The sequence below is a fragment of the Streptomyces sp. NPDC037273 genome (genome assembly GCF_055603625.1).
In genome coordinates, this window is record NZ_JBVJVO010000010.1 from 174,241 (window position 1) to 196,549 (window position 22,309).

A 22,309-nucleotide genomic window follows, 5' to 3' on the forward strand; every position below is an offset into this window, starting at 1 on the left:
GGAACTGATCGCCAGCCGCGATGGCATTCAATCACTTACCAGCAGCCATGCACGACGCCTTGGAAGCATTGTCCGTCATGGCAGTGACACACTCGATGCCGATGGCCAAGAATCAGCGCCCCAGTCGACCGCCCGGGGACACGGGCAGTCGCCCCTCCCCCGGCGTGGTCCTCGACCGGCTCGCCGCGGGCGAGAGCCGGTCTTCGCGCATCACCCATACGGAGCACATGCCCGCCCGGGAGGGCCGTCATGCCGTCTGGCCGCACCGGATCCGACCGGAGGTGATCGCGGCGATCCAGGCCGCCGGGATCGAGCACCCCTGGGCGCATCAGGCGGAGGCCGCCGAGCACGCCCTGGACGGCGAATCCGTGGTGATCGCCACAGGAACCGCCTCGGGCAAGTCGCTCGCCTACCTCGCCCCCGTCCTCACCACCCTCCTGGACGGCTCCGAGGCCGCCAACGGGCGCGGCGCCACCGCCCTCTACCTCTCGCCCACCAAGGCCCTCGCCGCCGACCAGCGACGCGCCGTACGCGAACTGGCCGCCCCGCTCGGCAACCGGATCCGCCCCGCCGTCTACGACGGCGACACGCCGGTCGAGGAGCGCGAGTGGGTCCGCCAGTACGCGAACTACGTGCTGACCAACCCCGACATGCTGCACCGGGGCATACTCCCCTCCCACCCCAGGTGGTCCTCCTTCCTCCGCACCCTGCGGTACGTCGTGATCGACGAGTGCCACACCTACCGGGGCGTCTTCGGCTCCCACGTCGCCCAGGTGCTGCGCCGCCTGCGCCGGATCTGCGCCCGGTACGGCTCCGAGCCGGTCTTCCTCCTCGCCTCCGCCACCTCCGCCGAGCCGGCCCTCGCCGCCGGCCGCCTCACCGGACTGCCGGTCACCGAGATCTCCGACGACGCCTCCCCGCGCGGCGAGCTGGTCTTCGCCCTGTGGGAGCCGCCGCTGACCGAGCTGCACGGCGAGCGCGGCGCGCCGGTGCGGCGCACCGCCACCGCCGAGACCGCCGACCTGCTCACCGACCTGACCCGTCAGGGCGTCCGCTCGGTCGCCTTCGTACGCTCCCGGCGCGGCGCCGAACTGATCTCGGTGATCGCCCAGGAACGGCTGGCCGAGACCGACCGCTCCCTCGCCCGCCGCGTCGCCGCCTACCGCGGCGGCTACCTCCCCGAGGAGCGGCGCGCCCTCGAACAGGCCCTGCACTCGGGCGAGCTCCTCGGCCTGGCCGCCACGACCGCCCTGGAACTGGGCGTGGACGTGTCCGGCCTGGACGCGGTCGTGATCGCCGGCTACCCCGGCACCCGGGCCTCCCTGTGGCAGCAGGCCGGCCGCGCGGGCCGCTCCGGCGAGGGCGCCCTCGCCGTCATGGTCGCCCGCGACGACCCGCTGGACACGTTCCTGGTCCACCACCCGGAGGCGATCTTCGACCAGCCGGTCGAGTCGACCGTCCTGGACCCCGACAACCCCTACGTCCTCGCCCCCCATCTCTGCGCCGCCGCCGCGGAACTCCCGCTGACCGAACCGGACCTGACGCTCTTCGGCCCGGCCGTCCCCGACCTCCTGCCCCAGCTGGAAGGCGCCGGGCTGCTGCGCCGCCGCGCCACCGGCTGGTACTGGACCCGCCGCGAGCGGGCCGCCGACCTCACCGACATCCGGGGCGGCGGAGGCAGCCCCGTCCGGATCGTCGAGTCGGGCACCGGCCGGCTGCTCGGCACGGTCGACGAGGCCGCCTCCCACACCGCCGTCCACGAGGGCGCCGTCCACCTCCACCAGGGCCGCACCTATCTGGTGCGGGAGCTCGACCTCAAGGACTCCGTGGCCCTCGTCGAAGAGGCCGTCCCCCCGTACTCCACCACCGCCCGCGACACCACCTCCATCACCGTCCTCGAAACCGACACCGAGATCCCCTGGGGAGCCGGCCGCCTCTGCTACGGCTCCGTCGAGGTCACCAACCAGGTGGTCTCCTTCCTCCGCCGCCGTCTGATCACCGGCGAGGTCCTCGGCGAGACCAAGCTCGACCTGCCGCCCCGCACCCTGCGCACCCGGGCCGTGTGGTGGACCGTCACCGAGGACCAACTCGACGCCGCCCGGATCAACCCGGAGATCCTCGGCGGCGCCCTGCACGCCGCCGAACACGCCTCCATCGGCATGCTGCCGCTCTTCGCGACCTGCGACCGCTGGGACATCGGCGGCGTCTCCGTCCCGCTCCACCCCGACACCCTGCTGCCCACCGTCTTCGTCTACGACGGCCACCCGGGCGGAGCGGGCTTCGCCGAGCGCGCCTTCCACACCGCCCGCGCCTGGCTGACCGCCACCCGCGAGGCCATCGCCTCCTGCGAGTGCGAGGCCGGCTGCCCCTCCTGCATCCAGTCCCCCAAGTGCGGCAACGGCAACGACCCCCTCCACAAACGAGGCGCCATCCGCCTCCTCACCGAACTCCTCCGAGAAGCCCCCGAGCCCGTGGCTCCGGCGGGAGACTCGGAGCCGGGTCCGGGTCCGGGGCCGGGGCCGGCGGAGGGTCCGGGTCCGGCGGGGGGCTCGGCCTCGGCGGAGGCCCTGGATCCGGCGGAGGGGTCGGCTCCCCCACCGCGCCCCGCAAGGAGTTCGGCTCCCCCGACGGCGCCCGCAGGGGCTTCGGCTCCCCCGACGGCGCCCGCAGGGGCTTCGGCTCCCCCGACGGCGCCCGCAGGGGCTTCGGCTCCCCCGCCGGCGCCCGCGGAAGGATCGGCTCACCCGCCGGTCCCGCCCGGGAGCTGATCTCCGGCCGGTACGGGCCGTGCCCGACGCGGGCGGTGACCTCGGCGACGTCGCCCCGTAGGGCGCAGGCCGTCAGCTCGGTGCCCTGCGCGGCCGCAACCCTGGACGCGGCGGCGCAGGCATCCGGCTCGCCCCAGAGCGCCCGGTCCGCCGCGGCGAGGGCGGCCAGGTCGGCGGCCCCGCCGGCCCGGTGCCTGGCCAGCACCGCCTGCCCGAGGGCCACCACCGCCCCGAACACCACGCACAGCACGCAGGCGGCGAACGCCACCCAGACCGTTGCCGCGCCTCGATCCGCTGAGGCCCGCCGGCCCGGCGGCCGGGGGGCGGCCGTCACGGCGGGCTCCCGGCGGTCGCGGCGAGCGTGTCCTCGGCGAGGGCCGCCGCGTCCGCCCGCAGTGCCAGGCCCATGCCCCGGGGTCCGGGTGCCGCCGCCCGCACGGTCACCCGCCACAGCTCCCCGGAGCGCGTCACGGACACCCGGGCCCCCTCGGGGGCGGCGGCCAGGGCGGCCGCCTCGGCGGAGGCCACGGGTTCGGACCTGGCCGCCGCCCGGGCCCCCGCGCGTGCCGCGTCCACGCAGCGGATCTGTGCGGCCGCGGCGGCCAGCGCCCAGAGCAGGGTCACGGTGAAGAGCGCGAGGACCGGCAGGACCATCGCCGCCTCCACGGTCACGAACCCCCGGTCAGAACGGCGCATCGAGGGCCTTCCCGATCACCGATTCCAGCGCTCCCGAGACCGCGTCGCTGGTCACGATCTTGTACAGCACGGCGGCGAACGCCGCCGCGGCGATCGTCCCCACCGCGTACTCGGACGTGGTCATCCCGTCGTCGCGCCGCGCCGCCGCCCACCGGTCCCGCCACCAGCGCCCCACCGATCCCACCGTTCCCGCCATCCACACCTTGACCGCCATACCTGCCTCCTCGTCCATTCCTGCCGTGCCATGCCTTGTCGTGCCGTGCCGTGCCATGCCGTGCCTTGTCGTGCTGTCGTGCTTGTCGCGCCGGGCTGTGCTCCTCCCTTCATCCGTCTCAGCCGTCTCAGCCGTCTCATCCGTCGAGCAGTCCCGTCGCCAGCCCGATCACCACCGGGGCCACTCCCACCGCCAGGAAGGCGGGCAGGAAGCAGAGGCCGACGGGGGCGCTGATCAGGACCTGGGCCCGGCGGGCCCGGGTCGCGGCCGTGCGGGCGCGGGCCGCGCGGAGGGCGGTCGCGTGCCGGGCGACGGCCTCGGCGGCGGGGGCGCCGGAGGAGGAGGCCCGTTCCATGCAGCGGGCAAGACCGGAGGCGCCGGGCAGCGCCCCGAACCTCCGCCACACGGCGGCCGGTTCGCCGCCGAGGCGCAGTTCGGCCGCCGTACGGGTGAGCCGTTCGCCGAGAGGGCCGCCGAGGGACCGGCCCACGGCGCCCGCCGCCTCACCGGGACCGGCGCCGGAGGCGGCGCAGGCCGCCAACAGGTCGGCGGCCAGCGGGAGGTGACGTGCCACCTCCTCCCAGTCGGCGGGCGCGGAGGCGCGTCGCGCGGCCCCTTGGCGCACCCCGGCCGCCACCAGAACTCCGGCGCACAGACCGCCGACCGCGCCGAACAGCGCCCAGCCGAGGCCGGTCGCCACCAGGGGCGCGAGCGCGAACGAGAACCAGGGCGGAAGCCCGGTCCGGGCCTTGCGAGCCCGTGGCGCGGGCCGTGGGAACAGGCCCCGGAGCCGCTGTCGCATCACCCGCCCCCGGCGCCCGCGAACCAGCGCCCACAGGGCCTTGGCGGAGGCGTAGACGATCGCGGTCAGGAGCGCCGCGATCTGGAATCCGGCGATCACGGCCGCTCCCCTCCTCGTACGATCCGGGCGGCCCACCACAGGCCGGCGGCCTCCAGGGCACCGCCCACCGCCAGGCAGCCGAGGCCGGCGGGGGTGTGCAGCAGGACCCGCAGCGGGTCGGCGCCCAGGGCGGCGCCGAGGGCGAGGCCCGCCGCCGGGAGCAGGGCGAGTACCGCCACGGTCGCCCAGGCACCGGCCAGTTCGGCCCGTAGACGCTCGCGCTGTTCGCGGTGGTCGCGGAGGGCGGCCTCCAGGCGGCCGAGCCCGGCGGCCAGACCGGCGCCGCCGTCCACGGCCACCTGCCAGCAGGCCGCCATGCCGGCGAGTCCGTCGGCGCCGTCCTGCCGGGCCGCCTGGCGCAGCGCCTCCGGCACGTCCCCGCCGAACCGGGCGGCCGCGAGCACGCCCGCCTCCTCGCGGCCGAGAGCGCCCGTCTCCCGGGCCGCGAACGACAGCGCCTGCGCCGGCTGCCAGCCCGCTCTCAACTCACCGACGACCGCGCCGCACAAGGCCACCACCCGATCGGCCCGCGCCTCGCGTTCCTTCCGGCGCCCGGCGGCCCTCAGCCGCCGCTCCACGACCGGTACGGCCACGGCTCCGACGACCAGCGGCAGCGGCGACTCGCCCAGCAGCGCGAGCACTCCCGCCGCCGGCAGACACAGCCACGCGCGGCGCTCCCGCAGCAGGGCCCACCAGCGCGCGGCCACCGCCGGCCAGGCCGACCGGTCACCGAGTCCGCCTCCGTTCCCCTCGCCGGCACCGTCATCAGGTCCGTCAGCGGGCCCGTCAGCGGGGCCGTCGTCTCGGCCGTCACCGGAGCCGCCGGGCGCGCCGGCGGGGAGCAGGGTCCGCGCCCGGCCGAGGCCGCGGCGCCGCTCGACGGTCCACCACAGCGCGAGCACCGCGCAGAGCAGCGCCGCCGCCTGTGCCGCGTCCCGCGCGGGGCCCAGGTCTCCCGTCATCACCGTCCCCCTCCGATCAGCGACCTCAGCCGCTCCCAGCCCTGCTCGCGCTCGAACCCGGACGTCGCCCACCGCAGCGCGGGAACCGTCCGCACGAGTCCGTCGCGGTCCCGCTCCAGGACGTGGACCTCGGCGATGCGCCGACACCCGTCCCGGTCCCGTACGAGGTGGAGGACGGCGGAGAGTCCGGCGCCCAGTTGGCTGTGCAGGGCGGCGCGGTCGAGGCCGGCGGCCGTGCCCAGGGCCTCCAGGCGGGCGGGTACCGCCGCGGCCGTGTTGGCGTGGAGCGTTCCGCAGCCTCCGTCGTGGCCCGTGTTGAGGGCGGCGAGGAGGTCCACGGCCTCGCCGCCGCGGACCTCGCCGACCACGAGCCGGTCCGGCCGCATCCGCAGCGCCTGGCGGACCAGGTCCCGCAGGGTGACGAGTCCGGCGCCCTCCTGGTTGGCGGGGCGGGCCTCAAGGCGCACCACGTGCGGGTGGTCGGGGCGGAGTTCCGCCGAGTCCTCGGCGAGCACGATCCGCTCCCGCTCTCCCACCAGGCCGAGCAGCGAGGCGAGCAGGGTGGTCTTGCCCGTGCCCGTGCCGCCGCTGACGAGGTACGACACGCGTGCGTCGATCAGGGCCCGCAGGATCGCGGTGCCGCCGGGCGGCACCGTGCCCGCGGCGGCGAGTTCGTCGAGGGAGAACGCGCGGGGGCGGATCACCCGCAGCGACAGGCAGGTCGAGCCGACCGCCACCGGCGGCAGCACCGCGTGCATCCGGGTGCCGTCCGGCAGTCGCGCGTCCACCCAGGGCCGGGCGTCGTCGAGCCGCCGCCCGGCCACCGCCGCGAGCCGCTGGGCGAGCCTGCGGACGGCCGTGGCGTCCGGGAAGGACACCGGGGCCCGTTCCAGTCCGGCGCCGCGGTCCACCCAGACCCGGTCGGGCGCCGAGACCAGGACGTCGGTGACGGCCGGGTCGGCGAGCAGTGGCTCCAGTGGTCCGGTGCCGATCAGTTCGCATCTCAATTCCTCGGCCGCGCCGAGTACTTCGGTGTCGCCGAGCAGTCGCCCCTGGGCCCGCAGCGCCGCGGCGACCCGCGCCGGGGTGGGCTCGGCCCCGCTCGCCGCGAGCCGCTGCCGCACGGCGTCGAGGAGGCCCGCGCCGCCACCGCCGGCCCGTGTCGCGGTCCCGGTCATGCCGCACCGCCCGGGGCGAGCGCGCGCTCCCAGAACGCGCCGCAGAAGCGGCCGAGCGGCCCGCGGGGCTCGGCGCCCGGCGGCACGCCCGCGTCCTGGTCGGTCACGATCCCGGGGTCGTAAGGGAGTTCGCCGGCGAGCGGCAGACGCAGCGCGTCGGCGACCCACCGCTCGTCGAGCCCCGCCGCGTAGGGCCCGCGGACCACGGCCCGCACGTCGCGGACGGCCGTGCGGAGGGTCGTGGCCACCCGGTGGGCCGCCGCGACGGCCCGCAGCTCGCCCGGCACGACGAGGAGTCCGAGGTCGAGCTGGGACAGGGCCTCGGCGGCCGCCTCGTCGGTGGCGCGCGGCAGGTCGACCACGACGACCCCGCCCCGGCGGCGCGCCGCGCCGAGCACGGACCGCACCGCCTCGGGCGGCACCGGCGCCGCGGCCTCCCGGCCCCAGCTGAGGACCCGGACGCCCCGCACCGACGGCAGGGACTCCTCCAGGGCGCCGCCGGCCAGGCGGCCCTTCGAGGCGGCGAAGTCGGGCCAGCGTCTGCCCTCTTCACGCTCGCCGCCGAGCAACACGTCCAGTCCCCCGCCCAGGGGGTCCCCGTCGACGAGCAGGGTGCGCCGCCCGGTCCGCGCGGCGGCCAGCGCGAGGCCGCAGGCCAGGGTGGAGGCGCCGGCGCCGCCTCGGCCGCCGACGACCCCGACGGTCAGCGCCTGCCGGCCGGAGCCCTCGGCGGCGTCGGCGATCCGGTCGACGAGGAGGCTCTCGGCGTCCGGCAGCCGCAGCACGCCCTCCGCGCCGATCTCGACGGCGAGCCGCCACACCCCCGGGTCGTCCCGGTCCCGCCCGACGAGGAGGGTGCCCGGCCGGCGGGCGGCCCCCCGGCAGCGGGCCGCCGCGTCGTCGCCGACCAGGACGAGCGGCGGGTCCGTCCAGCTCGCGCGCCGCTCCGGCACGCGGTGGTGCACCTCGGGCTCGACCCCGGCCGCGGCGCACAGCCGGAGCAGATCGTCGAGCAGCCCGAGGTCCTCGGTGACGATCAGCGGCCCGGTCCTGCGCGGCTCGTCCGGAGCCCTCGACTCCGTCCGGCGCGATTCCGTTCCCCTCCTGGATGCCTCCACGGCACGCCCCTCTCGTGATTCCCGCCAGTCCGCGAACTTCGCGGCTGGAATCACCGTGGGGCCGTCAGGGAAATCGTGCGGAAGTCACCTAAAAACTGGGGATAACTGAAGCCCTGTGAATAACTTCGCCACCCTTCCAGGGACTCCCCGGAACGCATCCCGCCGGTTACTGTGAGTGATGAATCGAGCGCTCGACAGGGCTCGGGCACGTGGACGGCCGAGGGCCGGAAGGAAGGGATCGCGCGATGTCACACGGCACCAAAACGGCTCCGGACATGCGACGACCCCCGCCGGGGGGGAGAGCGGGGGTCGTCTCTCCGGCCGACTCGGGGGGGGAGGAGCCGGACCGGGTTAGCACGGTCGCGAACGATCCGTGACTTCCATGGTGTACCCGAGAGGCTTCTCAGGCAAACCCACGCGCCCGAGCGTACGCCGAATGGCGGGCACCTATGCTCAGGCTTGTGGAAAACCACTCCTTGCCGCGCACAGCCGCCTTCTTTGACCTGGACAAGACGGTCATTGCGAAGTCCTCGACGCTGACCTTCAGCAAGTCCTTCTACCGGGGCGGACTGATCAGCCGCCGCGCCGCCCTGCGGACGGCGTACATCCAGTTCGTCTTCCTGGCGGGCGGGGCCGATCACGACCAGATGGAGCGGATGCGCGAATACCTCTCCGCGCTCTGCAAAGGCTGGAACGTCGCCCAGGTGAAGGAGCTCGTCGCCGAGACCCTTCACGATCTGATCGACCCGATCATCTACGACGAGGCCGCCTCCCTCATCGAGGAGCACCACGCCGCCGGCCGAGACGTCGTCATCGTCTCGACCTCCGGGGCCGAGGTCGTCGAGCCGATCGGCGAGATGCTCGGCGCCGACCGGGTCGTCGCCACCCGGATGGTGGTCGGCGAGGACGGCTGCTTCACCGGCGAGGTCGAGTACTACGCCTACGGCCCGACGAAGGCCGAGGCGGTCCGCGAGCTCGCGGAGTCGGAGGGCTACGACCTCGCGCGCTGCTTCGCGTACAGCGACTCGGCGACCGACATCCCGATGCTGGAGGCCGTCGGCCACCCGTACGCGGTGAACCCCGACCGGACGCTGCGCCGTGAGGCCACGGCACGCGAATGGCCGGTCCTCGCCTTCGAGAAGCCGGTGCGGCTCAAGCAGCGGCTGCCCGAGTTCCGGATGCCGCCCCGTCCGACGCTCGTCGCGGCGGCGGCCGTGGGAGCGGCGGCGGTGGGCGCCGGACTCGTCTGGTACGCCGCCCGGCGACGGCAGGCCGCGCTCGCCTCTCGGCCGGCGGGGGACTTTGCCCGAATTTGAGCGATGCGGCAGAGAAGTGGAGCCAGCACTTTCGCTTCCTCCCGGACAGGAGTAGAAAGGAATCAGGCCCGCGAGACCGAGGACATCCGAGAGGATCACCTGTTGAGCATGAAGGCCCCACGGACCTAGCACCGAAACCGGGCACCCACGCGACGTCGACCCGTCGATTACGGGCCAGCCGCACCAGGCCCAGGGCAAAGTTCCCGGCCTGATGGGCACATATCGAGGACGCTTGGTAACTGGGTGGACGTGCCAGCGGCGGTACCAGAACTGGTGCCGCCGCAACCCATTCCGGGCCCCCACGGGGGCCCGGATTTTTTCCGGCCTCAGGCCGCGCCGCGCTGGAGCGCCTCGCAGACGGCGGTCGACTCGCGGACGCCCAGCTCGACGGAGCGGCCGCAGTGCGCGATCCAGGCGCCGACGCCCTGCGGGGTCCCGGACAGGTATCCCTCGAAGGCCGTGACGTAGGCGTCAAGGCCCTGCTCCGCGTGGCCGACCTCGGCCGGGCAGATCGCCTTGGGGTCGAGACCGCTGCCGATCAGCACGATCCGCTCGGCCGCCCGCGCGACCAGGCCGTTGTACGAGGTGAAGGGGCGCAGCGCGAGGAGTTCGCCGTGCACCACGGCGGCGGTCACCAGGGCCGGGGCCTCGCCACCCGCGACGATCAGTTCCGCGAGGCCGTCGAGGCGGCCCGCGACCTCGGCGGGCGCCGGCGCCGGGGCCTCGATCAGCGGCTCGTCGACGCTCTCGCCGTCCAGTCGGGGCCGCCCGACCGACGCGCCCGGGTCGCCCGCGGCGACCAGGTGGAGCCTGGCGAGCACGCGCAGCGGCGACTGGCGCCAGATGGAGAGCAGCTGTCCGGCCTCGGCGCCCAGGCGCAGGGCGGCGCCGACCGTGCGGGCCTCGGGGTCGGCGCTGAAGTCGGAGCGCCGGCGGACCTCTTCCAGCGCCCAGTCGGCACCGGCGAGGGCGGCCGAGCCGCGCGCTCCGCGCAGGGCCGCCTCGGAGGAGATCTCGTTGCTGCGGCGGCGCATCACACGGTGGCCGTAGACCCGGTCGACGGCCTTGCGTACGGAGTCCACCGCGTCGGCGACGCCCGGGAGGGAGCCGAGGGCGGCCAAGGGGTCAGAGGCGTGCGTACTCATAAGTAGGGAGGCTACGCGTCCTGGGCGCCCGCCCCACGAAGGAGTGGTCTTCTTCACGCCCCTTGACCACGAGGCGCGATCGTGCCACTACGCTAGGTGAACATGAAGATCGCTTTCGTCGGGAAGGGCGGCAGCGGCAAGACCACGCTGTCCTCGCTCTTCATCCGCCACCTCGCCGCCAACGAAGCCCCGGTCGTCGCCGTCGACGCCGACATCAACCAGCACCTCGGCGCCGCGCTCGGGCTGCCCGAGGAGGAGGCCGCCGCGCTGCCCGCGATGGGCGCGCATCTGCCGCTCATCAAGGAGTACCTGCGGGGCTCGAACCCCCGGATCGTCTCGGCCGACACCATGATCAAGACGACGCCGCCCGGGGAGGGTTCGCGGCTGCTGCGGGTCCGCGAGGACAACCCGGTGTACGAGGCGTGCGCGCGGACGGTCCCGCTGGACGACGGGGACATCCGGCTGATGGCGACCGGCCCGTTCACCGAGTCGGACCTCGGGGTGTCCTGCTACCACTCGAAGGTCGGGGCGGTGGAGCTGTGCCTCAACCACCTGGTCGACGGGCCCGACGAGTACGTGGTCGTCGACATGACCGCGGGCTCGGACTCCTTCGCCTCCGGCCTCTTCACCCGCTTCGACATGACGTTCCTGGTCGCCGAGCCGACCCGCAAGGGCGTCTCGGTCTACCGCCAGTACAAGGAGTACGCCCGGGACTTCGGCGTCGCGCTCAAGGTCGTCGGCAACAAGGTGCAGGGCCGCGACGACCTCGACTTCCTGCGCGACGAGGTCGGCGAGGACCTGCTCGTGACCGTCGGCCACTCGGACTGGGTCCGCGCGATGGAGAAGGGCCGTCCGCCCCGCTTCGAGCTCCTGGAGGCCGAGAACCGCATGTCGCTCCAGGCCCTCCAGGACGCGGCCGACGACTCGTACGCCCACCGCGACTGGGACCGCTACACCCGCCAGATGGTCCATTTCCACCTGCGCAACGCGGAGAGCTGGGGCAACGCCAAGACCGGGGCCGACCTCGCTTCGCAGGTCGACCCCGGCTTCGTACTCGGCGAACCGCTGACCGCCGCACACCGCTGACGGCCTCCTGGCGCCCCTCCCGGGCCCCGGATCAGCCTCGTTCGGAGCGGTTGAGCGCGGGGGCCGGGGCGGCGGCGGGGGTGGCCGGCCGGGGCGCGAGGAAGGACTGCCAGCCGGCGGGCGGGGCTTCACCGACCTTGAGGGTGCGCATCTTGGCGATGACCTCGGGGTCCTGGGCGTCGAGCCAGTCGGCGAGCTGGCGGAAGGAGACGCACTTGACGTCCTTCTGCACGCAGACGGTGGCGATGGTCTCCTCGATGGCGCGCATGTAGGTGCCGCCGTTCCAGGACTCGAAGTGGTTGCCGATGATCAGCGGCGCCCGGTTGCCCCGGTAGGAGCGCTCGAAGGCCTGCACCAGGCCGTCGCGCATCTGGTCGCCCCAGTACCGCTGCTGGGAGGGGTCGCCCTGGGTGGTGCCGGGCGACTGGTTGACCAGGAAGTTGTAGTCCATGGAGAGCGTCTGGAAGGCGCGGCCGGGGACCGGGACGAGCTGCATCGAAAGGTCCCAGAGGCCGGTGTCCTTCTTGGGCCAGATCTGGTCGTTGACGCCGCTGGTGTCGTAGCGGAAGCCGAGCTGGGCCGCCGCCTGGACGAAGTTCTTCCGGCCTTCGAGGCAGGGGGTGCGGGCGCCGACGAGCTCCTTGTCGTAGTCGAAGGGCAGCGGCTGTTCGGAGCGCAGTCCGGCGTTGGTCTTCCAGTTCTTGACGAAGGACTTGGCCTGCTGGATCTCGCTCTTCCACTCCTCGACGGACCAGGTTCCGACGCCGCCGTCGGCGCCGCAGAAGTGGCCGTTGAAGTGGGTGCCGACCTCGTTGCCCTCCTGCCAGGCGCCGCGCAGTTCGCGGACGGTGGCGCGGATGCCCTCGGTGTCGTTGAAGCCGATGTCGGAGCGGCCCGCGCTGTGCTGCGGCGGGTCGTAGAGGTGGCGCTTCTCCTCGGGCAGCAGGTACACGCCGCTGAGGAAGTACGTCATCTTGGCGTCGTACTTCTTGCCGACCTTGCGGAAGTGGGAGAAGAGCTTCTGGCTGTCCTCGCCGGCGCCGTCCCAGGAGAAGACGACGAACTGCGGCGGGGTCTCGCCCGGCTTGAGCCGCTGCCAGACCGGCTGGTGGGGCTGGGCGCCGGTGAAGGCCGTGGAGCCGTCGCCGATCAGCCGGGGCGCGGCCTGCGGGGCCGCCGCCGGGCCCTTCTTGGCGCCCGCGCCGCCGGGGGCGCCCTTGGTGGGGCCGGCGCCGGAGCCCGAGCAGCCGGCGAGGCCGGTGGCGAGGGCCAGGGCGAGGGCGCCGACGGCGAGCGCCCTCTTCTGGACAGTGGTCGTTCTCCCGGCGGCTGTCATCCCCGCACCTCTCCTCGGTTCCTCGGATTTCCGTACAAGCGGCGTCAAGGTCGCACCGGCGGGACCGGAGAGCGTCAACGACAAGCGGCATGCGCACGTTCTGTCACCGGAACCGGTGAATCATTGCCCTATTTGCCCTGAAAATAATGCCGCAGTCTTTACTCTCCATTACTCTTCATTTACCGAGAGTGAACTCATCGGTGTCCCCGCCGCATCACCCCGCACGAGCCGCGACCGCGCTGCCCCGGAGGAGACGGGAACATGACCCTCTGCACCCCCGCCCGCACGACCACCCGGCCCCGAGTCCAGCGGCCCCACAGCCCGCCGGACGGACCGCGCCGCTTCCGCATCGCCGGCGCCGACCTGTCCGCCTCGGTCGCCGTCTTCCTGATCGCGCTGCCCCTCTCCCTGGGCATCGCACTCGCCACCGGAGCCCCGCTCCAGGCCGGCCTCGTCGCGGCCGCCGTCGGCGGCATCGTGGCCGGCCGGTTCGGCGGCTCCCCGCTCCAGGTGAGCGGCCCCGCCGCCGGTCTCACCGTCGTGACCGCCGAGCTCATCCGGCTGTACGGCTGGCGCACCACCTGCGCCATCACCGTGCTGGCGGGCCTCGCCCAACTCGGCCTCTCCGCCCTGCGGGTGGCCCGCTCCGCGCTCGCCGTCTCCCCCGCCATCGTGCACGGCATGCTGGCCGGCATCGGCGTCACCATCGCCCTCGCGCAGCTCCACATCGTGCTCGGCGGCACGCCACAGAGCTCCAGCGTGGACAACGCCCGTGAGCTGCCGGGCCAGTTGGCGCACGCGTACCCGGCCGCGCTCGGCATCAGCGCCCTCACCGTGGCCGTACTGCTCTGCTGGCCCCGGCTGCCGGGCCGGGCCGGGCGGGTGGCGCGGAAGGTCCCGGCCGCGCTCGTCGCGGTGGCCGGGGCGACGGCGGTGGCCTCCTTCGCCGGTCTGTCCGTACCCCGGGTCGACCTGCCGTCCTGGAGCAGCCACGCCCTGCCGGGGCTGCCCGAGGGCCCGGTCCTCGGCATCGCGGCCGGGGTGCTCACGATCACGCTGGTCACCAGCGTGCAGTCGCTGCTCTCCGCCGTCGCGGTCGACAAGCTCGTGTCCGGCCGGCCGGGCGGCGCCCAGGGCGTCCCGCGCTCGGCCCTCGACCGCGAACTCGCGGGCCAGGGCGCGGCGAACATGCTGTCGGGCGCCCTCGGCGGCCTTCCGGTGGCCGGGGTCGCGGTCCGCAGCGTCGCCAATGTGTCGGCGGGCGCGGTGAGCCGGGCCTCGACCATGCTGCACGGCCTGTGGATCGTGCTCGCGGCCCTGCTGCTGGTGCCCGTGCTCGACCTGATCCCGCTGCCCGCGCTCGCCGCCCTCGTCATGGTGGTCGGCATCCAGATGGTCAGCATCACCCACATCCGTACGGTCACCCGGCACCGCGAGGTCGTGGTCTACGCGGTGACGCTGACGGGAGTCGTCCTCGTCGGCATCCTGGAGGGCGTCGCCCTCGGCATCGCGGTGGCCATCGCGGTGGCCCTGCACCGGCTCGCGCGCACCCGCATCACCCAGGAGGAGCGGGACGGGCGCCAGCTGCTGCGGGTGCGGGGGCAGCTGACCTTCCTCGCCGTGCCCCGGCTGAGCCGGGCCCTGCACCAACTGCCGTACGGCTCCGACGTGGTGGTCGAGCTGGACGGGTCCTTCATGGACCACGCGGCCTACGAGGCGCTGAGCGACTGGACTGCCGGGCACCTGGCCCATGGCGGCACCGTCGAGACGACCGGCCCCTCCGGCGTCCGGATCGCCGACCCCGCCCCCGTCGCCGCCTCCGCCTCGCATCCCTGCTGCCGTCCCTGGACCCCCTGGCACAACCACCAGTGCGGGGAGCCGCCGGCCGAGCGGATCGAGAGCGACGCTCCCGAGCGGGCGACGGGGCTGCAACTGGCCAGCGGCATCGGCAAGTTCCAGCGGAACACCGCGCCGCTCGTCCGCGACGAGCTCGCACGGCTCGCCCGGGAGGGTCAGCGCCCCTCGCAGCTCTTCCTGACCTGCGCCGACTCCCGCCTCGTCACCAGCATGATCACGTCGAGCGGCCCCGGCGACCTCTTCACCGTGCGCAACGTCGGCAATCTGGTCCCGCTGCCCGGCGAGGAGAGCGGGGACGACTCGGTGGCGGCGGCCATCGAGTACGCGGTGGACGTGCTCCGGGTCGACTCGATCACCGTCTGCGGCCACTCCGGCTGCGGCGCGATGCAGGCCCTGCTGAGCGCCGGTCCCGACGATCCGCCGACACCGCTCCGCCGCTGGCTGCGCCACGGCCGGCCCAGCCTGGAGCGGATGGCGAGCCGCAGACACGCCTGGGCGCGGATCTCCGGGCGCCTTCCGGCCGACGCGGTCGAGCAGCTCTGCCTGACCAATGTGGTCCAGCAGCTGGAGCACCTGCGGGCGTACGAGCCGGTGGCGCGCCGGCTGGCCGAGGGGACGCTCACCCTGCACGGCGTGTACTTCCACGTGGGCGAGGCGCAGGCGTATCTGCTCTCCGGCACGGACGAAGTGCACAGCTACGACGACGTCTTCACCCAAGTGATGCCGACCGGCCACCTCGAAACGGCCAAGGCGTCCTGAACCGGCCGCCGCTCCCAGGCCCCGGCGCCCTGACGCGGCCACCGCTCCCAGGCCCCGGCGCCCTGAAGCGGCCGCCACCTCCCGGTCCCGGCGTCCTGAACCGGCCGGCCCCGCCCGGTCTCCGCGCGTCCTGAACCATCGGCCGCGGCCGTCCGTGAGACTGTGTGGCCCCTTCTTCCCGGCCTCGGTACCGGCTCGGTACCGAGGCCGGGGGGAGGGGCCGCCGTACGTCTGGCAGCTCACAGGTCTAAACCAATTACCTGGATGCTCTTGTCACCCGGGCATCTGACTGGTGAGCTATGACACGGGACACATAAGTACAGAGGACGCCCTGGGAAAGGGAGATGTCGTGAGCAACGAAAGCCTGGCCAATCTGCTCCGGGAAGAGCGCCGCTTCGCGCCGCCCGCCGAGCTGGCCGCGCACGCCAACGTGACGGCGGAGGCGTACGAGCAGGCCAAGGCGGACAGGCTGGGCTTCTGGGCCGAGCAGGCCAAGCGCCTGACCTGGTCCACCGAGCCGACCGAGACCCTCGACTGGTCCAACCCGCCCTTCGCCAAGTGGTTCGCCGACGGCAAGCTGAACGTGGCGTACAACTGCGTCGACCGGCACGTCGAGGCCGGCCTCGGCGACCGGGTCGCCATCCACTTCGAGGGCGAGCCCGGCGACAGCCGCGCCATCACCTACGCCGAGCTCAAGGACGAGGTCTCCAAGGCGGCCAACGCCCTGACCGAGCTGGGCGTCCGCGCGGGCGACCGGGTCGCGGTCTACCTCCCGATGATCCCCGAGGCGGCCGTCACGATGCTGGCCTGCGCCCGGATCGGCGCCGCCCACTCGGTGGTCTTCGGCGGCTTCTCGGCCGACGCCGTGGCCTCCCGCATCCAGGACGCCGACGCCAAGGTGGTCGTCACCGCCGACGGCGGCTACCGCCGGGGCAAGCCGAGCGCGCTGAAGCCTGCCATCGACGAGGCCGTCGCCAAGTGCCCGCAGGTCGAGCACGTCCTCGTGGTCCGCCGTACGGGCCAGGAGACCGCCTTCACCGAGGGCCGCGACGTGTGGTGGGACGACATCGTCGCCCGCCAGTCCGCCGAGCACACCCCGGAGGCCTTCGACGCGGAGCACCCGCTCTTCATCCTCTACACCTCCGGCACCACGGGTAAGCCCAAGGGCATCCTGCACACCTCCGGCGGCTACCTCACCCAGGCCGCGTACACGCACCACGCCGTCTTCGACCTCAAGCCGGAGACCGACGTCTACTGGTGCACCGCCGACATCGGCTGGGTCACCGGCCACTCGTACATCGTCTACGGCCCGCTGGCCAACGGCGCGACGCAGGTCATGTACGAGGGCACCCCGGACACCCCGCACCAGGGCCGGGTCTTCGAGATCGTGCAGAAGTACGGCGTGACGATCCTCTACACGGCGCCGACGCTGATCCGCACGTTCATGAAGTGGGGCGACGACATCCCCGCGAAGTTCGACCTCACCAGCCTGCGCGTGCTGGGCTCGGTCGGCGAGCCGATCAACCCCGAGGCGTGGATCTGGTACCGCAAGCACATCGGCGCCGACACGTGCCCGATCGTGGACACCTGGTGGCAGACCGAGACCGGCGCGATGATGCTGTCGCCGCTGCCGGGCGTCACCGAGACCAAGCCGGGCTCGGCCCAGCGGGCCCTGCCGGGCATCTCCGCGACCGTCGTCGACGACGAGGCCCGCGAGGTGCCGGACGGCGGCGGCGGTTACCTGGTCCTCACCGAGCCGTGGCCGTCGATGCTCCGCACCATCTGGGGCGACGACCAGCGGTACATCGACACGTACTGGTCCCGCTTCGAGGGCAAGTACTTCGCCGGTGACGGCGCGAAGAAGGACGAGGACGGCGACATCTGGCTGCTCGGCCGCGTCGACGACGTCATGCTCGTCTCGGGCCACAACATCTCGACGACCGAGGTCGAGTCGGCCCTCGTCTCGCACCCGGCGGTCGCCGAGGCGGCCGTCGTCGGCGCCGCCGACGAGACGACCGGCCAGGCCATCGTCGCCTTCGTCATCCTGCGCGGCACGGCGAGCGAGGACGAAGGCCTCGTCGCCGAGCTGCGCAACCACGTGGGCGCCACGCTCGGCCCGATCGCCAAGCCGAAGCGGATCCTGCCGGTGGCCGAGCTGCCGAAGACCCGCTCGGGCAAGATCATGCGCCGTCTGCTGCGCGACGTGGCGGAGAACCGGGAGCTCGGCGACGTCACCACGCTGACCGACTCCTCGGTCATGTCGCTCATCCAGACCCAGCTGCCGGCCGCCTCCAGCGAGGACTGACCTCGCACGGCACCACGAACCGTTTCGTCCCGCCGACCGAGTCGGCGGGACGAAACGCGCATACCTCCATAAAGTAAATCTCGCCGGACACGCCCCGGGCCTCGTTAGGTAAGGTAAGGACCGCGTCAGGAACGCGTCAGAAAGACCTAGGTGCGCCGGGAAGTCTGGTCGGCATGTGCTTCGCCCTGCCCACCCGACGGAGGTCCCCTCAGTGTCCGAAGTGTCCGACCGCAAGTTCCTCGGCCGTCTCTCGCTTCCCGAGCGCCGCTACATCGCCGACGCCCTGCGCGCCGAGACCGTCGGTGGCGTCCTGCTCCTCCTCGCCGCCGTCGCCGCCCTCGTCTGGGCGAACACCCTGGGCGCGAGCTACGCGTCCGTCAGCGGCTTCCACATAGGCCCCGCCGCCCTCGGCCTCGACCTGTCCATCCAGCACTGGGCCGCCGACGGCCTGCTCGCGGTCTTCTTCTTCGTCGCCGGCATCGAGCTCAAGCGCGAACTCGTGGCGGGCGAACTCCGCGACCCCAAGGCCGCCGCGCTCCCCGTGATCGCCGCGATCTGCGGCATGGCCGCGCCCGCCCTCGTCTACGCCCTGGTCAACGCGATCGGGAACGGCTCGATGGACGGCTGGGCCGTACCCACCGCCACCGACATCGCGTTCGCGCTCGCCGTCCTCGCCGTCATCGGCACCTCGCTGCCCTCCGCGCTCCGCGCCTTCCTGCTCACCCTCGCGGTGGTCGACGACCTCTTCGCGATCCTGATCATCGCGATCTTCTTCACCAGCGACCTGAACTTCGCCGCCCTCGGCGGCGCCGTCGCGGGCCTCGCCGTCTTCTGGCTGCTCCTCCGCAAGAACGTGCGGGGCTGGTACGTGTACGTGCCGCTGGCCCTGGTCATCTGGGGCCTCATGTACAACAGCGGCGTCCACGCCACCATCGCCGGCGTCGCGATGGGCCTGATGCTCCGCTGCACCACCCGGGAGGGTGAGGAGCACTCCCCCGGCGAGCACATCGAGCACCTCGTGCGCCCGCTCTCGGCAGGCCTCGCCGTGCCCCTCTTCGCGCTCTTCTCGGCCGGCGTCAGCGTCTCCGGCGGCGCGATCCGCGACGTCTTCACCCAGCCGGTCACCCTCGGCGTCGTGCTCGGCCTCGTCGTCGGCAAGGCCATCGGCATCTTCGGCGGCACCTGGCTCGCCGCCCGCTTCACCAAGGCCGAGCTCAACCCCGACCTGAGCTGGCCGGACGTCTTCGCCGTCGCCTCCCTCGCCGGGATCGGCTTCACCGTCTCGCTGCTCATCGGCGAACTCGCCTTCACCGGCGACGCCGCCCTCACCGGCGAGGTGAAGGCCGCCGTCCTCATCGGCTCCCTCATCGCGGCCGTCCTCGCCTCCGTCCTGCTGAAGCTCCGGGTCCGCAGGTACCAGGCGCTCATCGCCGACGAGGAGCGCGACGACGACCAGGACGGCATCCCCGACATCTACGAGCAGGACAACCCGGACTACCACCTCCGGATGGCCGAGATCTACGAGAAGAAGGCCGCCGAACACCGCGAGCGCGCCCAAGTGGCGGGGGCATCGCGCGACGGGGCCGACCGTCCGGCATGATCTGAGTCGGACCGCAGAAGAGAAGAGGGAGCAGCGATGAGCGACCCGTTCGACGGAACCGAGCGCAGCCTCGGCCAGCTGGTCGCCTCGGCGACAGCCGAGATGTCCGCGCTGGTGCATGACGAGATCGCCCTGGCCAAGGCCGAGATCCGACAGGACGTCAAGCGCGGCGCGATCGGCAGCGCGGCGGGCATCACGGCCGCCGTGGTGCTGCTGTTCTCGCTGCCGATGCTGAGCTTCGCGCTCGCGTACGGCATCAACAGCTGGACCGGCGGGCACAACGGCGAGGGCGGCTGGAACCTGGCCTGGTGCTTCCTGCTGTCCTTCGCGGCGAACGTCCTGCTCGCGGTGCTCCTCGGCCTGGTCGCGTACGCCAAGTTCCGCAAGGTCAAGCCGCCGGAGAAGTCCATCGCCTCGGCCAAGCAGACGGCCGCCGTGCTCTCCACGGTCAAGCCGCACCCGCGCGTGGAGCAGGGCAAGGGTCTGGAGAAGGCACGGGACAAGGCCTCCTCTGTGGCACGCTCGTCGGTATGACCCTCCCCGAGAGCAGCAACGGCAACGCCGGGCCCGTACGGCTCGACGGACCGTGGACCCATCGCGATGTGGCGGCCAACGGCGCCCGGTTCCACATCGCCGAGATGGGCGACGGTCCGCTGGTGCTGCTCCTGCACGGCTTCCCGCAGTTCTGGTGGACCTGGCGCCACCAGCTGCCCGTCCTCGCCGAGGCGGGCTTCCGGGCCGTCGCGATGGACCTGCGCGGGGTCGGCGGCAGCGACCGCACCCCCCGGGGTTACGACCCCGCCAATCTGGCCCTCGACGTCACCGGGGTGATCCGCTCGCTGGGCGAGCCCGACGCGGCGCTCGTCGGGCACGACCTGGGCGGCTACCTCGCCTGGACGGCGGCCGTGATGCGGCCCAAGCTGGTGCGCCGGCTGGTGGTCTCCTCGATGCCGCATCCGCGCCGGTGGCGCTCGGCGATGCTGTCGGACTTCGCCCAGTCGCGGGCCGGCTCGCACGTCTGGGGCTTCCAGCGGCCGTGGCTGCCGGAGCGTCAGCTCGTCGCGGACGACGCGGCGCTGGTGGGTGAGCTGATCCGGGACTGGTCGGGGCCGAAGCCGGTCGACGACGAGGCGATCGAGGTGTACCGGCGGGCGATGTGCGTCCCGTCGACGGCGCACTGCTCGATCGAGCCGTACCGCTGGATGGTGCGGTCGCTGGCCCGCCCGGACGGCATCCAGTTCAACCGGCGGATGAAGCGGCCGGTACGGGTTCCCACGCTGCATCTGCACGGCTCGATGGACCCGGTGATGCGGACCCGCAGCGCCGCCGGTTCGGGTGAGTACGTGGAGGCGCCGTACCGCTGGCGGCTCTTCGACGGCCTCGGGCACTTCCCGCACGAGGAGGACCCGGTGGCCTTCTCCACGGAGCTCGTCAACTGGCTGAAGGACCCCGAGCCCGACCGCTGACGGTCCCTCACCCCCGGTGAGGGGTACAGATGTCCCTCGAACGGCCATGTGCCCGGCGCATACTCCAATTGGCGGGCCCCCGGGCGGTTACCGACCTTGGGCCCCGGGCAGACGTCGAGGTATGGGCTGGACGCACGACTACAGTGACACAGCACGCGACCGCCGCTCGGCCACGGGGCCGGGCTCCCGGGAGAGGGGTGGCCCGCAGGACAAGGGCCACGCGCACGCCGTGCCAGAGGTGGGGATCTCGCGCATCCTGCGCCGCCGGGCCCGGTGGGTCTCGGCCCGGCTCCGCCATCCTCGCGACTGACCTGGAGCCGGCGCGGCCGTGATCGGCCGGGCCGGCCTCAGAGGGCGCAGCCCTGGGTGTCGACCTGCTGGTCGGCGGTGCGGCCGCGCTCGATGTCCTCGCGGATCTCGTCGACGGTCAGCGCGTAGCCGGTGTTCGCGTCGTCGAGGGAGCGGGCGAAGATCACGCCGTACACCTCGCCGTCCTCGGTGAGGAGCGGGCCGCCGGAGTTCCCCTGCCGGACCGTCGTGTACAGCGAGTAGACCTCCCTGCGGACCTGGTCGCGGTGGTAGATGTCGGGGCCGGTGGGGCTGATACGGCCCCGCACGCGCGCCGAGCGGACGTCGTACGAGCCGTTCTCGGGGAAGCCGGCGACGATGGCGCCGTCGCCGCTGCGGGCGGCCTCGTCGGTGAAGGTCAGCGGGGCGGCCTTGAGGTCGGGGACGTCCAGGACGGCGATGTCGCGCTGCCAGTCGTAGAGCACGACCTTGGCGTCGTAGAGCCTGCCTTCGCCGCCTATCTGGACGGTCGGTTCGTCGACGCCTCCGACGACGTGGGCGTTGGTCATGATGCGGCGGTCGGCGAAGACGAAGCCGGTGCCTTCGAGGACCTTGCCGCAGCTCTGCGCGGTGCCGACGACCTTGACGATGGAGCGCTGGGCGCTGTCGGCGACCGGGCTGTTCGCGAGTGCCGGGTCGGGGGGCAGCACCTCGGTGATGGGCTCGTTGGCGAAGGGGCTGAAGACCTGCGGGAAGCCGCTGCGCGCGAGCGTGGAGCTGAAGTTGGCGAACCAGGTGGAGGTCTGATCGGGCATCACCCGGGACACCCCGAGGAGCACCTTGGAGTTGCGCACCTCCTTGCCCAGGGTGGGCAGCGTGGTGCCGGCGAGGGCGGAGCCGATCAGCCAGGCCACGAGCAGCATCGCCACCACGTTGACCAGGGCGCCGCCGGTGGCGTCGAGGGCGCGCGCGGGGGACCAGGTGATGAACCGGCGGAGCTTGTTGCCGAGGTGGGTGGTGAAGGCCTGGCCGACCGAGGCGCAGACGATGACGACCATCACGAAGATCACCGTCGCCGTGGTGGACACCTCGCTGTTGTCGGTCAGCTGGTCCCAGAGGATCGGCAGCAGCAGGACGGCGACGAGACCGCCGCCGAGGAAGCCGAGCACCGAGAGGATGCCGACCACGAAGCCCTGGCGGTAGCCGATGATCGCGAACCAGACGGCGGCGAGCAGCAGCAGGATGTCCAGCACGTTCACCGTCAGTAGCCTCGCAGATTCGTTTCCGGTCGCCCGGGGCGCGCTCGACCGGAGG

The 22,309-nt window shown here is 73.3% G+C and carries 18 protein-coding genes and 1 pseudogene; 9 read left to right on the forward strand and 10 right to left on the reverse strand.

The genetic code is table 11. The features are described from left to right. Positions 1 to 20: 20 nt before the first annotated feature. Positions 21 to 2,768: a DEAD/DEAH box helicase gene (locus tag ACZ7G1_RS25655; RefSeq protein ID WP_470876106.1), complete on the forward strand. Its 2,748-nt coding sequence runs from the start codon at positions 21 to 23 to the stop codon at positions 2,766 to 2,768. 40 nt (positions 2,769 to 2,808) lie between these two features. On the opposite strand, the pseudogene ACZ7G1_RS25660 reads toward ACZ7G1_RS25655, so the two are convergent. From ACZ7G1_RS25660 to ssd, 7 genes and pseudogenes are all read right to left on the reverse strand, one after another. Continuing rightward, positions 2,809 to 3,102, reverse strand: a pseudogene (locus tag ACZ7G1_RS25660) (Rv3654c family TadE-like protein); the annotation flags it as partial. Beyond that, positions 3,099 to 3,464 carry a TadE family type IV pilus minor pilin gene (locus tag ACZ7G1_RS25665; RefSeq protein ID WP_470876108.1) on the reverse strand — a complete coding sequence of 122 codons (366 nt, stop codon included), beginning with the start codon at positions 3,462 to 3,464 and terminating at the stop codon, positions 3,099 to 3,101. The pseudogene ACZ7G1_RS25660 and the gene ACZ7G1_RS25665, both read right to left, overlap by 4 nt. Continuing rightward, on the reverse strand, positions 3,451 to 3,678 hold the full coding sequence (locus ACZ7G1_RS25670; RefSeq protein ID WP_470876110.1) for a DUF4244 domain-containing protein: 228 nt from the start codon (positions 3,676 to 3,678) through the stop codon (positions 3,451 to 3,453). The genes ACZ7G1_RS25665 and ACZ7G1_RS25670 overlap by 14 nt, the downstream gene beginning before the upstream one ends. Before the next feature lie 136 nt (positions 3,679 to 3,814). Next, positions 3,815 to 4,579: a type II secretion system F family protein gene (locus ACZ7G1_RS25675; RefSeq protein WP_470876112.1), complete on the reverse strand. Its 765-nt coding sequence runs from the start codon at positions 4,577 to 4,579 to the stop codon at positions 3,815 to 3,817. After that, on the reverse strand, positions 4,576 to 5,541 hold the full coding sequence (locus ACZ7G1_RS25680; RefSeq protein WP_470876114.1) for a type II secretion system F family protein: 966 nt from the start codon (positions 5,539 to 5,541) through the stop codon (positions 4,576 to 4,578). Before ACZ7G1_RS25680 ends, ACZ7G1_RS25675 begins: the two co-directional genes overlap by 4 nt. Then, the gene (locus tag ACZ7G1_RS25685) at positions 5,541 to 6,719 is read right to left on the reverse strand and encodes a TadA family conjugal transfer-associated ATPase (protein WP_470876116.1); all 1,179 of its coding nucleotides are present in this window, start codon (positions 6,717 to 6,719) and stop codon (positions 5,541 to 5,543) included. The genes ACZ7G1_RS25680 and ACZ7G1_RS25685 overlap by 1 nt, the downstream gene beginning before the upstream one ends. After that, positions 6,716 to 7,837: a septum site-determining protein Ssd gene (gene ssd / locus ACZ7G1_RS25690; RefSeq protein WP_470876118.1), complete on the reverse strand. Its 1,122-nt coding sequence runs from the start codon at positions 7,835 to 7,837 to the stop codon at positions 6,716 to 6,718. The genes ACZ7G1_RS25685 and ssd overlap by 4 nt, the downstream gene beginning before the upstream one ends. Positions 7,838 to 8,286: 449 nt before the next feature. On the opposite strand from ssd, the gene ACZ7G1_RS25695 reads away from it, so the two are divergent. Next, positions 8,287 to 9,153 carry an HAD family hydrolase gene (locus ACZ7G1_RS25695; RefSeq protein WP_470876120.1) on the forward strand — a complete coding sequence of 289 codons (867 nt, stop codon included), beginning with the start codon at positions 8,287 to 8,289 and terminating at the stop codon, positions 9,151 to 9,153. Between the two features lie 326 nt (positions 9,154 to 9,479). Here ACZ7G1_RS25695 and ACZ7G1_RS25700 read toward each other — a convergent pair whose 3' ends face one another. Further along, positions 9,480 to 10,298: a Fic family protein gene (locus ACZ7G1_RS25700; protein ID WP_470876122.1), complete on the reverse strand. Its 819-nt coding sequence runs from the start codon at positions 10,296 to 10,298 to the stop codon at positions 9,480 to 9,482. 102 nt (positions 10,299 to 10,400) lie between these two features. Between ACZ7G1_RS25700 and ACZ7G1_RS25705 the strand changes: the two genes are divergently transcribed. Beyond that, a complete protein-coding gene (locus ACZ7G1_RS25705) occupies positions 10,401 to 11,384 on the forward strand; it encodes an ATP-binding protein (protein WP_470876123.1) in 984 nt (327 codons plus the stop codon). Between the two features lie 31 nt (positions 11,385 to 11,415). On the opposite strand, the gene ACZ7G1_RS25710 is transcribed toward ACZ7G1_RS25705, so the two are convergent. Beyond that, the gene (locus ACZ7G1_RS25710) at positions 11,416 to 12,720 is read right to left on the reverse strand and encodes a polysaccharide deacetylase family protein (RefSeq protein ID WP_470876125.1); all 1,305 of its coding nucleotides are present in this window, start codon (positions 12,718 to 12,720) and stop codon (positions 11,416 to 11,418) included. Between the two features lie 261 nt (positions 12,721 to 12,981). Between ACZ7G1_RS25710 and ACZ7G1_RS25715 the strand changes: the two genes are divergently transcribed. From ACZ7G1_RS25715 to ACZ7G1_RS25740, 6 genes are all read left to right on the forward strand, one after another. Further along, positions 12,982 to 15,336, forward strand: coding sequence for a SulP family inorganic anion transporter (locus ACZ7G1_RS25715; protein ID WP_470876127.1), 2,355 nt, complete (start codon positions 12,982 to 12,984; stop codon positions 15,334 to 15,336). A gap of 349 nt (positions 15,337 to 15,685) precedes the next feature. Then, positions 15,686 to 17,641, forward strand: coding sequence for an acetate--CoA ligase (gene acs, locus ACZ7G1_RS25720; RefSeq protein WP_470876129.1), 1,956 nt, complete (start codon positions 15,686 to 15,688; stop codon positions 17,639 to 17,641). Between the two features lie 211 nt (positions 17,642 to 17,852). After that, positions 17,853 to 19,241, forward strand: coding sequence for a Na+/H+ antiporter NhaA (gene nhaA / locus ACZ7G1_RS25725; RefSeq protein ID WP_470876130.1), 1,389 nt, complete (start codon positions 17,853 to 17,855; stop codon positions 19,239 to 19,241). A gap of 36 nt (positions 19,242 to 19,277) precedes the next feature. Further along, positions 19,278 to 19,775, forward strand: a complete 498-nt coding sequence (locus ACZ7G1_RS25730) for a phage holin family protein (RefSeq protein WP_470876132.1) — start codon at positions 19,278 to 19,280, stop codon at positions 19,773 to 19,775. Then, on the forward strand, positions 19,772 to 20,707 hold the full coding sequence (locus ACZ7G1_RS25735; RefSeq protein ID WP_470876133.1) for an alpha/beta fold hydrolase: 936 nt from the start codon (positions 19,772 to 19,774) through the stop codon (positions 20,705 to 20,707). The genes ACZ7G1_RS25730 and ACZ7G1_RS25735 overlap by 4 nt, the downstream gene beginning before the upstream one ends. A 121-nt stretch (positions 20,708 to 20,828) precedes the next feature. Then, complete coding sequence (locus ACZ7G1_RS25740) at positions 20,829 to 21,017, forward strand: hypothetical protein (protein ID WP_470876135.1); 189 nt, start codon at positions 20,829 to 20,831, stop codon at positions 21,015 to 21,017. A 37-nt stretch (positions 21,018 to 21,054) separates the two neighbouring features. Here the strand turns inward: ACZ7G1_RS25740 and ACZ7G1_RS25745 are convergent, their stop codons facing one another. Further along, positions 21,055 to 22,254, reverse strand: a complete 1,200-nt coding sequence (locus ACZ7G1_RS25745; RefSeq protein WP_470876137.1) for a MarP family serine protease — start codon at positions 22,252 to 22,254, stop codon at positions 21,055 to 21,057. Between the last annotated feature and the right edge of the window lie 55 nt (positions 22,255 to 22,309).